Consider the following 11,593-nt stretch of genomic DNA (forward strand, 5'->3'; position numbering starts at 1 on the left):
TATTATACTAATAAAAATGCCGAGCGAGTCGAGACAATAACGCCGCCGGACGACCCCAGCAATAAGGACGGCCTCGATACCTCCATCGATTTCGGGACAGGGGATCTCACCGTGGCGCGCTCTGGTCCAACAGCGAGCGCTAACAAACAACCTGTGGAAGCGCAGGGTGGCTCGAGGCGCGCGGTCCGCCACACCGATTTAGGGCCGTCTGTTTCGCTATCAGCGCCTGAATCACGGAAAAACGGGCCATCGCCCGCAATCCCGCAAGAAAAGGTATTTTCGCAATCAGCACCTTAGCCAGAAATCACAAGCTTACAATGCCAGGAACCCTGCGGCCCGACGTTTTCGGAGGCAAGCTTTCAGGCGGCTGGCGCAAGATCGAGACGGCAATCGCCCTGCCACGGGCCCCGCTAGCGCCTCAAGGCTCGTAGTAGGCGCCAACCGCATAGTAGACGGTCTCGATCACGGGCAGCACGAGCCAGTCGTCGTGAGGGAAACGCATGATCAGGAAAAATCCCCAGATTGACGCGAGGGTGCCGATGTATTGGGGATGTTTGAGCAGCGAAAAAGGGAAGCCGTCAATCCACGGCACCTCGTAGCCGAGCTGCTTGCCGTAGAACACCCCGGTGCGGCCCAGCCGGTGAAAGACGCTGAGGTTGAGAACCACACCGGCGACGAGCAGCAGCGCGCCGACGACGAGCGCCCCCGCGTGACCGGTGGGCCAGGGAATCCAACCGTCGCTGAAGAGGCTGCACCACCCCACGAACACGGCGATCTGCAAGGCCTTGAAGCCGTAGAAGAGCTTTTGCAAGAGCTCGACGGGGCCACCGAGCGCGGCGAAGGCGCCGCGCTGGCACCCGGCGCGCCAGGCATCCGGATGGTGTGAAATCCAGTAGTACGTGATGCGCTCGAAGCTCAGCAATATGGCGGCAAGCAAGGCGGCCCAATAGATCATTCTGGTTTTCCTGGCATGAGGGGTAGCGCTCGCCACCTCGGTAGCGGCTCGGCGCCGGCGTCATTGTAGCGGAAGCCGCGAGCGCGTGGTGGGTACGCGGGGCGGTGGCGTTCATCGCGCGGTAACAAGGCCAAGGTAAGCTTGGCTGACCATTTGAGCCTGATCGACGGTTCGCCCCGGTTGATACCACGAACGCCCTTGAGCCGGCTCTCGCCACGCGAGCGCATCAATTTCCTGCTCACCAATCGCATCCCGCGCCGTTACGCCACGCTGTTCATGGGGTGGTTCAGCCGGCGACGCCACCCCCTCGTGCGGCGCGTGTCCATCGCTGTCTGGCAGTTCTTCGCCGGCGACCTTTGCCTCGAGGAGGCGCGCAAGACTCGCTTTGAAAGCATGCACGATTGCTTCATCCGTCAGCTCGGCCCCGGAACGCGCCCCATCGCTGCCGATCCCGAGGTGCTTGTCAGCCCCTGTGACGGTGTGGTGGGCGCGTTCGGGGCAGTGTGCGGCACCGAGGTTTTCCAGGCGAAAGGGTACCCTTACACCTTGGCGGAGCTGCTCGGTGATGACGCGCTGGCAGCGCGTTACCGCGATGGCGTGTTCGTGACCTTGCGACTCAGGGCCAACATGTATCACCGATTCCATGCGCCGGAGGCCGGCTATCTGCACGAAGTGCGCTACATCGGCGGCGATACCTGGAACGTGAACCCCATCGCGGTGAAGTGCATCGAGCGTCTTTACTGCCGCAACGAGCGGGCGGTGCTCGAGCTCCAGTTGGACGGCTCGCCGCACCTCGTCGCGCTGGTGCCGGTGGCGGCTGTCCTGGTCGCAAGCATCGTGGTGCACGGGCTCGGCGTGCCGCTCGATCTGCGCTATCGCGGCCCCGCAACGCTACCGTGCGGGCGACATTACCAGCGCGGCGAGGAGATGGGCTACTTCCAGCAGGGCTCGACGATCATCGTGCTCGCGGGCGCCGGATTCGCTCCGGCGCCCGAGCTCAAAGAGGGCCGCATCGTGCGCGTGGGGCGGCCGCTGCTCGTCAAGCCGCGCATTTGACGGGCGGCTTCCGCCGCGGACGAGCGAAATATTTCCTTAATCCAAGTGTCGCAATTCGGCAATCGAACGCATGAACAATGGAAAACTTACGTCTGACAAAAACCAGGTGAGGGCTTTGCAGAATGAGACTGCTCCAGGAACTCCGCCAGCAGCGCTGGGACGACCATCGGTACTATCACCACAGCCGGGTCAATCAGTCCCTGCACCTATTGAGCGCGCTAAGCTTCCTGACGGCCTATGTCTACATGCTCATCAATCCCGTGATGACGGCGCTGCTCGGCTGGATCGTCGCCATGTGCTCGCGGCAAATCGGCCATTTCTTCTTCGAGCCCAAAGGCTATGACAGGGTGAATCATGTCACCCATACGCACAAGGAGCGGATCAAGATCGGCTATAACTTGAAACGCAAGATCATCCTGCTCTCCATCTGGGGTGCCCTGCCGATCGTGCTGGCCGTGCAGCCCGGCCTGTTCGGCCTGATCCCGCCGTACGAAGACCTGTATGGCTATCTCTACGATCTCTCGGTGCTGTGGTTGTGGCTCGCCGCCGCGGCGTTGATGTTCCGTACCGTGCACCTGTTCGTCCTCCACGACGTGACCACTGGTCTTGCCTGGTTCCTGAAGATCCTCACCGATCCCTTCCACGACGTGAAGCTCTATCACAAAGCGCCGCTGCACCTGCTCAAAGGGGAGCTCATCGATCCCATGATCGACGTGCGCACGGAACTGGAACTCGACGGCTACCGTCAGGCCGGCGAAGGCGCGACCACTTCGTAGCCGCGCTCGCCCTCAGGCGGGACACGCGCGTTGTTCGTGAGGAGGCGGCCTTAGCCGATCGAGGGGGGCCGTTCCAGCGGCGAGTCCGCCGGACGCGGGCGGCGTCCGAGACGCGCGGCGATCATCTCACCGAGCACCCGACGTTTGATGGCCCGGTTCGTCAGCTCAGGAGCGCGCCACCACCAGCCCGCCGATTGCATCGCCTTCGCGGCGGCGATGAAGCGTTGCTTGACGGCTTCGAAGTCGGCCTCGGAGTAGTCGTGGCTCATGATCAGCCGCCCCGTCCCCGTCCAGCCGAGCGCAAGGCCCTCGGCGCGCAGGTAATACTGGAACAGCCAGTTATAGCGGCTCGGGAGCGTGTAGAGCACGGTGAGCACGGAGGCAAGATTGACGACCCGCAGCGGCAGCTCATGGCTGCGCAGCGCCTGGTTGAGGTCGCAAGTCCGCGCATCCCAAAGCGCGTGCACGCGATCGTAATGCGCTTTCGTCCCGACGGTGTCCAGCCGCTGCAAGAACTCATTCATGCTGGTCATCACGTAGGGGTGTGAGTTGAACGTGCCCCGCGCGAAGCAGATGTCGGCCGGGCGCTCGTCCCGGAATCGCTTCATCAGGGAGCGCCGACCGCAGAGCACGCCGACCGGCAGGCCGCCGCCCAGACTCTTGCCGTAAGTCACCAGGTCGGCCTCGATCCCGAAGTATTCCTGCGCGCCGCCGTAGGCGAGGCGAAAGCCGGAGAAGATCTCGTCGAAGATGAGCGGAATGCCGCGCGCCGTGCAGAGCACGCGCAGCGAGTGCAACCAGCGAGTGTACGCCACGCGGTCGAAGTGCGCCTCGCGTTCGCTATTAATTAGCGCGGCGTCGCCGGGCGCGGTTTTGTTCGGGTGCAGCGCCTGCAGCGGGCTGACGAGCACGCAGGCGATGTCCTTACGGGTGCGCAGCACCTTCAGACTGGCGGCGTTCATCTCCTTGAGCGTATAAACATCGCGCGCCGGCCGCTGGCTGCCCACACCGGACTGCACGCCGTCCCACCAGCCATGATAGGCGCCGGCAAATCGAACCAGGTGAGAGCGGCCGGTGTGGTAACGGGCGAGCCGCACCGCCTGCATCACGGCCTCGGTCCCCGACATGTGAAATGAGACCTCGTCCAGCCCGGAGATACGTCGCAGCCGCTCGGCATTGTCGACGACCACCGGATGGAAGCTGCCCAGAACGGGGCCGAGCGGCTGTGCCCGCTCGAGACCCCGCGCGAGGCACTCCTTATAGAAATCGTAGCCAAAGACGTTGACGCCGTACGATCCTGACAAGTCGTACGCCCAGTTGCCATCGTGGTCCTGAATACGGGTGCCCTCGGAAGCCACCACGACGGTGCCGACCGGCAGATGGCGCTGCACGTAACGGCGGAACTGAAACGGGACGCGGTAGGCATCGGTAAAGCACGCATCGGAGAGGCTCGATCGTAGCCTTCGGCTCATCTCCAGCGAGTGCGGCGCGTATTCACCAAAGTGCTGGGCGAGGCGTGCGAAACCCGCACGCCGCCGCGCGATGACCGCCTCGGGTGCGTCATCGCAGCAAAAGAAGCGCTCCACACCGTACTCGTAGAACGGCACCAGCCGCACGATGCGCCGCGCCAGTCTGCCGTGGCCCTGTAACGAGGGATGCTTTGCCCGAGAGAGCCGAAGACGTGTCCGGAGCTTGTGCAAGAACATCAGCGCGGTACCACCGGCCAACGCGTAGAGCGCAATCGTCGATCCCATCGCCTGATTCGTCCTATCGGCTGAGTATTCGCGGGCGGACAATGCGCCACTGCCGCGGGTCCTTATGACCTCTTCACAAAATGGCCGTTGCGGCAATCGGCGGATGAGCGTCGCCCGGGATCGCGACAGCAGGCAGTGACCGTAGGGCTTTCTGGCGCCGGCGGCTCCGGGGCGGCCGTGCGCGCCGCAACGAGTTGTCCGACGAACTCACTTGTGGTTACCCGCCAGGAACGCGTGCAGGCGAACTCCCGACAGCGCCGCCGGTCGAGCTCCAGGGCACGCAGTGCCGCGCGGCGCAGATCCTCGTCGAGGCAGCCCGTCTCGCCGTCCGTCACGACGGCGTTCGGACCGGGCACCGGATACGCGGCCACCGGCACGCCGCAAGCCATGGCTTCGAGCATCACCAGTCCGAACGTGTCAGTGCGACTGGGAAACACGAATACATCCGCGGCGGCGACGTGGCGAGCGAGCTCACGGCCTGTTCGGTAGCCCGTGAAGTGAACCTCCGGATAGCGCCGGCGCAACAGTGCCAATGAAGGGCCACCCCCGATGACGTATTTGCTGCCCGGCAGGTGGAGGTCCAGGAAGGCCTCGATGTTCTTCTCGGGAGCGACCCGGCCCATGTAGAGGAAAATCGGTCGCTGCCCCTCCAAAGGGTAAGGCTCGTCGGGACAAAAGGTCACGGTGTCGGCTCCGCGCGACCACAGCGCGAGGTTGGCGATACCCCGCCCCCGCATTTCCTCGGCTACCGCGGGATTGCTGACCAACGTGCGTGTAGCGCCGCCATGGAACCAGCGCAGGAAGGCATAGCCCGCGGCGAGCGGCACGAATGGCAGGCGTAGACGGACGTATTCCGGAAAGCGGGTGTGCAGCGAGGTGGTGAAGCGCAATCGGTGCCGGCGACAGTAGCGCCGTGCCGCCAGGCCGAGCGGGCCCTCGGTGGCGATGTGGATTGCCTGCGGTGCGAAGGCATCGAGCAACTGCCGAAGCCGCGGACCCGGGAGCAGGGCAATCCGGATCTCCGGGTAGCTCGGCAAGGGGGCGGTCCGGAATCGGCCCGGGTGGATTACCTCTACCTCGCAGCCGAGCCGCTCCAGCTCCCGGACGGTGTGCGTGAGTGTCGTGACGACACCATTAATCTGTGGAGACCAGGCATCCGTTACCAGAGCGATTCGCCGCATGTCGCAGAGATTAGGGATGCCATGTTGCATCCGCATGACAGCGGCGCGTCGGATTGATGACGTTTCGGTGGCTGTCATCGAACTGTGATTTGAGGATCACTCAACTGAAATAATTGGCGTGCACGCTCGCGGTCGAAGCCCCAAGGCGGAGGAAGCCAAGCCTGATGAACACCGTACGCCACCCGCGAGCCCATCGTTACCGCAGTATCTGGATCTCCGATGTGCACCTGGGCTTTCCCGGCTGCCAGGCGACGCTGTTATTGGAGTTCCTGCAAGCCATCGAATGCGAGACGCTCTACCTGGTCGGCGACATCGTCGATCTCTGGTACATGCGTAGACGGCTGTACTGGCCGCAGGCTCACAACGACGTCATCCGCGCGTTGCTCGGTAAAGCCCGCCGCGGCACGCGCGTGGTCTACGTGCCGGGCAACCACGACGAGCTGCTACGCGATCACTGCGGTACCGCCTTCGGCAATGTTCGTGTGGTCAACACGCTCGTGCATACCACGGCGAGCGGCCGCCGTTTCCTCGTGTTACACGGCGATCAGTTCGACAGCGTGGTGCAATGCTCACCGCTGCTCGCCGTCGCCGGCAACGTGGCCTATGCCGGCCTGCTCAAGCTCAACCTGGTCGTTAACTGGTTCCGCCGGCGGCTGGGCTTTCCGCACTGGTCGCTGGCAGGCTTTCTCAAGCACCGTGTAAAAAACGCCGTACAGTACATCAGCAACTACGGAGACGCGGTTGCCCATGCTGCCCGCGAACGAGGACTCGACGGTGTCATCTGCGGCCACATTCACCGCGCCGAGATCAGCGAAATGCGCGGCGTGACCTACTGCAACTGCGGTGACTGGGTCGAAAGCTGCACCGCCTTGGCGGAGCACCCCGACGGCACGATCGAGCTGCTGCGTTGGTCGGAATCCTCCGGGGCGATCGAGCGCGCCTCCTCCGCGGCCGCCTGAGCCCGGGGGGCCGTGCTGGCATGAAAGCCGCGCGCTAACGCCCGGTACTCGCCAAGCGATCGTCGTCGGTCAACTCAGTGTAGTACAACGCCCGCCGCACGTCGCAGAGGGTGCGTATCAGCTTCCCGGCGAGCCGGAGCCGGTAGTCGGCGGGATGAATCGCCACGCGTAGCGGGCGCCGCCGGGCCAGCCATCGCATGCCGGAATTGCTTACGCTCAGCAGCAAACCACGCAAACGAGTGTCGGCCTCGAAACCGACCAGCGGCAGCCGATAAAAACGTCCGGTGCGCGTGTCATGGACTCCGCCGAGCGTCTCCACGAACCGGAACGGCCGCGCGGCGAGCCTCGCGCAATCGATCCTCCCGAGCGCCCACGCCGGTGGAACGTAAAGCGACGGTAGGCCAAGACCTTGGCGCGCGAACCACGCGTGGTTGGCATCCATGAGCGCCGCGATGGCGCTTGCGTCCAGCGCGAGGTGCTCGGCGTTTCGGCGCGAGAGCACAACACCGTGGGCCCGCGCATACAGGCTGGGGAAATGCTCGATGCAATGGTGCCAGCCGTGCCCCGCGAGCCTGTAACCGCCTTCCTGCCATTGCCGCAAGCGCAAGATCTCGTGCCTCGACCAGTGGCGACCCGGCACCACCAGCAGGGTTACGCGACGCAGGCCGGCGGCGGCGAGGCGGACAAGGATGGCGGCGACGTCCTCCAGCGTCTCCGGCATGACATCGTGGACGCTGACCAGCGCGGCCGTCATACCTTGGCGGCCGCAAAATCCGGTTGCTCGTTCCCCGAGAGCACGTCCAGCCAAGCGCGCAGGCCGTGCTGTACCATGTTTGCAACGGCTTGCCGGGCGTGCACGGCCCGTGCCCGACGGGCCTCGGGCGCCTGCGTGGCGACGCGCTGGATTGCCGCGGCGAGCGGCTCATTGTCGGCGAGCCGATAAAGCCCCGCGCTGAGCGCGCGCCATTCGCCGATGCCGCAGCCCCTCGAGACAAGCGTAGCGCGCGCCCTCGCCAGTGCTTCCAACGCCACCGTGCCGAAGGCTTCCGTGCGCGAGGGTAAAACCAGCATGTCGCACTCGTCGAGTACGTCGAGGACTTGACCACGAGGCAGCCAGCCGAGGTATTCCACATTCGGCAAGGTCTGCGCCGCTGCCGCTACGAGCTCGCGCTGAGGACCGTCGCCGGCGATGCGAAAGCGTATATGTGGCAGCTGTGCGGCCGCCTCGAGCACGGCCTCGACCCGTTTTTCCGCCGCCAGCCGGCCAACGAACAACACCCGGCGCAGCTCCTTGCCGAATGGCGCCGGCGGGCGGGACAGGAACGGCTCGGGTACCAACGTGCCTACCAGGCGAACGGCGCGGCCGCCGAGCTGACGGCCGAGCTCGCACATGGCCGGGGAGTTCGCCACGACATGATCCGCCCGCCGGGCCAAAAAGCGGTTCTGCAGCGCAAGACAGCAGCGATTCACCGGCGCGAGCACCGGCCCCCAGTAAAGTCTGCTCAGTGCCTCGTAGTGGGTGTGCAAACCGAAAACCAGTCGCTCGGCAAGGTGGCGGGCAAAGTGCGCTCCTATCAAGCCAAAGGGGCCCGGCGTGGCCACGATCACCGCGTGTGGCCGCAGCTCGCGCAGGCGGCGGCGAAGCTGCAGCGGCGAGGGCAGCACGAGCCGTTGAGTGGCGTCACCGGGCAGCGGGACGTTTAGCCACGGCCTGACCTGGGGGTTTTCATCGCGGGGACAGAGCAGCGTCACGGCGTCGACCCGGGTTGCGAGATGCTCGGCAAGGTCATGATAATACGTGCCGACGCCGTTACGTTCCGCCGCCGCGTCCGAGACGATGACAACCCGCAGGGGCACGCGTTCGATCGCCATTACCCGCAGGACGCCCCGGCGTGGGCCGCTGTGCCGATCGGGCGCGTGGCGGACGACACGTATTCTCGCGAAAAGTCGAAACGCCGGTAGACATCCGCGAACTCGGCTGCCAATGCCCCCCGTTCGATACCGAAGTCGGCCAGTCCGTGACGGTGCCTGGAGCGATACGCGCTGGCCTGCTTGGCACGGGACGCCAGGCGTTCGCGAAACGTCGGCTCCATGGCCAGATTGAAGCGCGCATAGCACTCGCAGACGGTTTCCTCCAAACGGCGGTGCAGCGCCGGCGCCGGCACCAACACCGCCCGTTGCGGCGGCAGGTTCTCGAGCCCGTCCAAAAGGTATCGCGCGTAGTCGCCGAGTTGCGCGGCCACTCGCGCCTGCAGCGCGCTTGAGTAACGCCCGTGCAAGGCGCGCAGCGGACCGTCCAGACAGCTCAGCTGCGAGGAGACGGCAGCGGTCGGGTCGCGCAGGGTACACATAAAAGCAGCATCAGGAAAAGTCTCGGCGAGGGTGGCCGTCAAGGGCGCAAACGAGGCGTTTTTCGACAAGAACCGCCGATCGGGGCCGTGCACGTAGAGGTGGCGCTGGATGCAGCGCCGATAATAGGCCATGAGCCGGTCCCGATCCCGCGCCGTGAGGCAGGTATTGAAGCGGGCGAAGCGCCACAGCCACTCGGCGTCCGGAAAGGGCACGATTAGAATGAAGCAGTACAGCAACGGCAGGAAAGCGAAGTAGTCTTCCTCGGGGCTGCGCAACGTCATCGGGTGTACCGAAGCCAGTCCATTGAAGACTCGCCGCTCGAGCATGCTTAACACACGGCGCAACGGCGCGCCGAGTCGCCGGTCGAGGCCGGCCACAGCAAGCCAGAGCTTGCGCCAGCTCACCGATACCGCGAACAGGCACTCCCAGGCTCGGAAAGTCGTGAATTGGGGGTCCTCGGCAAGCGTCTCGTGCAGCGCCGTGGTCCCGCTGCGCGGCAGGCCCAGAATGAACACCGGGCGCTCAATCGGCACGCGGCGATAGCCCGGAAACAACAGCTCGTCGAGCAGCAGCCCCAGCCAGTGGTAAGCAAGTAGCACGGGCAGCACCAGCAGCGCGACGCTGCCCACGGCATAGTGCCGCAGCGTCCGGCCAGCATAGGCGCCGCGCCTCGGGCGCAGCGTGACGACGACAAGCTGCGCGTAACGGCGCAAGGTATCGCGAAACAAAGTGAGCAGCATCTCGCCAGCCTGCCGTGGTTACCGTCCTAAGCGCCTGGCGACGGCCCGTATCAGGTTTCCCGTCGCCGAGATATAGCGTAGCCGCGTACTGTGACAGAATGCTTACATTGCCCGGAGGCAGGTGGCGCGGGTCGGTTCGCGCTGGACGTTGGGCATTACGGCGATCGTTTGCCGGCGGCGGGCGCCTTTGGCTATCTGCGATTTTCTCGTCGTTGATAAGGCCCAGCACGGGAGCGTCCCAGGGCCGCGTTTCCCGGCCTCCAAGCCGCGGGGCGCCGCGCGCTTGGTTCCGATCAAAGCGGAGCGGCAGCGGGCAATTGTCCACCCGGTTCGCTGCCCTGCGAGGAGCACGCTGGTTCAGTAGGCGAAGAGCTACGCAAAGCGGGCGAGTCCGGCGCTCGCCGGTGTCTTCACTCGGCCACGCTTTTATCGCAATAACCGGCATTGAGACCGAAACGGGAGATTGAAACAAGCTAAGCGCACAAGCTATTGGTTACACGATGCTTTTTAACCGCGCTCAGGGCACTTTTTGACACCTAGACGAGGAGAACTCACTATATGGGGGCTCAGGAGTAGCAGGCTATGGCGAAAAAGCATTTCCTGATTCCTGCGTGGCTGACCATTAAATTGCCGGCCCTGCGCAGGGTCTGCTGGCTGTTGGAAGCACTCATTGTGAAATCCTTGGTCTGGCTGCTGCAGCGAATGTCACCGGAACGGGCCACCCGCTTTACCGAGTTACTGTTCAGAAATCTGAAATCACTGCTGCCCTTCACTGACAAAATACGGCGCAACCTGGACGTTGCGTTTCCGGAGAAAGGCGAGCACGAGATTGAGCGATTGACGCGCGGCGTTTGCGGCAACCTCGGAATCGCGGTGGCCGAATTGGTGACTGTCGAGCGCATCCTGGCCGAACGCGCGGAACGGTTCGAATTCGTGGTGCCACACGGTATTGATCTTGCCGCCTACCGGGGCCGGCCGCTCGTCCTCGTCACAGGCCACATCGGCGCGTGGCAATACGGCTGTTTTCTCACGGACGCATTCGGCCAGCACATGACGACGGTCTATGCACCGGACGTCAATCCGTATTTGCACGACTTTCTTCTCGAGCTCCGCCAGGCGCTGCCGTGCGACTTCATTTCACGCGACGGGTGCATGCGCCGCCTCACGAGGGAACTGCACAAGGGGAACGTGGTCGGACTCACCTCCGATACGCGCCTCGACAGCGGCGAGCCGCTGGATTTTTTCGGAATACCGACGCCGGCGAATACGACCGCGGCGAGACTCGCGTTACGCCACAATTGCGGCTTCTTTCCGGTCCGCGCCGAGCGGTTGCCGGGGACGAAGTTCCGCATAACGCTTTATCCCGAAATCCGACCCCGCGACCCAGATGCGCCGGTACCCGAACAGGCCCGGCAAATGACGCAGAAAGTGCTGGATCTTTTCGAATCATGGATTCGGGAGGACCCCGAGCAATGGATGTGTTTTGGCCGGCGTTGGCCACACGCGGCCTATGCCAATGCCTCGGTCACGCGCCGCGAAAACGCTCGTCCCTGAAACTCGTCACTAAGTGGGTCCGGGAAAGGCTCGCTGCGCCGCCTGCCAACCGCCTCCAAGACGGGCCCCCCAACGACAACCCCCACCGCATCGCCCAACGCAACGAGCGCAATGCCGCCCGACTTTGACAGTGCCTACGCACATGATTCCATATTTTATTGGCACAACAATGACTTAAGTGCGCTGCGAAAAACACCCATGTACGCAGGTCGTCAGGCGAGGTCGAGCAGCGGAGCCGGGGCTTTGATCTTTAGTGCTTTCAGTCT

At 64.2% G+C, this 11,593-nt stretch carries 11 protein-coding genes; 5 read left to right on the plus strand and 6 right to left on the minus strand.

Annotation, left to right across the window (positions count from 1 at the left end):
* On the plus strand, window positions 1-297 hold a 297-nt coding region (locus tag AC52Q4_RS04985; protein ID WP_495535703.1), incomplete at its 5' end, for a hypothetical protein.
* A 121-nt stretch (window positions 298-418) separates the two neighbouring features.
* Here AC52Q4_RS04985 and AC52Q4_RS04990 read toward each other — a convergent pair.
* Entirely contained in the window at window positions 419-955 is a 537-nt protein-coding gene (locus AC52Q4_RS04990; protein ID WP_495535704.1) for a methyltransferase, read from the minus strand.
* A 141-nt stretch (window positions 956-1,096) separates the two neighbouring features.
* Here AC52Q4_RS04990 and asd point away from each other — a divergent pair, with 141 nt between their 5' ends.
* Both asd and AC52Q4_RS05000 read left to right on the plus strand, forming a co-directional pair.
* Entirely contained in the window at window positions 1,097-2,011 is a 915-nt protein-coding gene (gene asd, locus AC52Q4_RS04995) for an archaetidylserine decarboxylase (RefSeq protein WP_495535705.1), read from the plus strand.
* 122 nt (window positions 2,012-2,133) lie between these two features.
* Window positions 2,134-2,787, plus strand: coding sequence for a hypothetical protein (locus tag AC52Q4_RS05000; RefSeq protein ID WP_495535706.1), 654 nt, complete (start codon window positions 2,134-2,136; stop codon window positions 2,785-2,787).
* Window positions 2,788-2,837: 50 nt separating this feature from the next.
* Here AC52Q4_RS05000 and AC52Q4_RS05005 read toward each other — a convergent pair whose 3' ends face one another.
* Together AC52Q4_RS05005 and AC52Q4_RS05010 are read right to left on the minus strand one after the other, a co-directional pair.
* Complete coding sequence (locus AC52Q4_RS05005) at window positions 2,838-4,541, minus strand: aminotransferase class III-fold pyridoxal phosphate-dependent enzyme (protein WP_495535707.1); 1,704 nt, start codon at window positions 4,539-4,541, stop codon at window positions 2,838-2,840.
* A gap of 62 nt (window positions 4,542-4,603) precedes the next feature.
* Window positions 4,604-5,722: a glycosyltransferase family 4 protein gene (locus AC52Q4_RS05010; protein ID WP_495535708.1), complete on the minus strand. Its 1,119-nt coding sequence runs from the start codon at window positions 5,720-5,722 to the stop codon at window positions 4,604-4,606.
* A gap of 164 nt (window positions 5,723-5,886) precedes the next feature.
* Between AC52Q4_RS05010 and AC52Q4_RS05015 the strand changes: the two genes are divergently transcribed.
* Complete coding sequence (locus AC52Q4_RS05015) at window positions 5,887-6,681, plus strand: UDP-2,3-diacylglucosamine diphosphatase (protein WP_495535709.1); 795 nt, start codon at window positions 5,887-5,889, stop codon at window positions 6,679-6,681.
* 34 nt (window positions 6,682-6,715) lie between these two features.
* On the opposite strand, the gene AC52Q4_RS05020 is transcribed toward AC52Q4_RS05015, so the two are convergent.
* From AC52Q4_RS05020 to AC52Q4_RS05030, 3 genes are read right to left on the minus strand one after another with little or no spacing between them, the layout of a single operon-like run.
* Complete coding sequence (locus AC52Q4_RS05020) at window positions 6,716-7,435, minus strand: polysaccharide deacetylase family protein (protein WP_495535710.1); 720 nt, start codon at window positions 7,433-7,435, stop codon at window positions 6,716-6,718.
* Entirely contained in the window at window positions 7,432-8,553 is a 1,122-nt protein-coding gene (locus AC52Q4_RS05025) for a glycosyltransferase (RefSeq protein ID WP_495535711.1), read from the minus strand. The genes AC52Q4_RS05020 and AC52Q4_RS05025 overlap by 4 nt, the downstream gene beginning before the upstream one ends.
* Window positions 8,553-9,773, minus strand: a complete 1,221-nt coding sequence (locus tag AC52Q4_RS05030) for a sulfotransferase (RefSeq protein ID WP_495535712.1) — start codon at window positions 9,771-9,773, stop codon at window positions 8,553-8,555. Before AC52Q4_RS05030 ends, AC52Q4_RS05025 begins: the two co-directional genes overlap by 1 nt.
* Window positions 9,774-10,355: 582 nt before the next feature.
* On the opposite strand from AC52Q4_RS05030, the gene AC52Q4_RS05035 reads away from it, so the two are divergent.
* Window positions 10,356-11,327 (plus strand): lysophospholipid acyltransferase family protein, encoded by a 972-nt coding sequence (locus AC52Q4_RS05035; RefSeq protein ID WP_495535713.1) that lies wholly within the window; start codon window positions 10,356-10,358, stop codon window positions 11,325-11,327.
* The last annotated feature ends 266 nt before the right edge of the window (window positions 11,328-11,593 follow it).

The sequence above is a fragment of the Nitrococcus sp. genome, assembly GCF_059432795.1.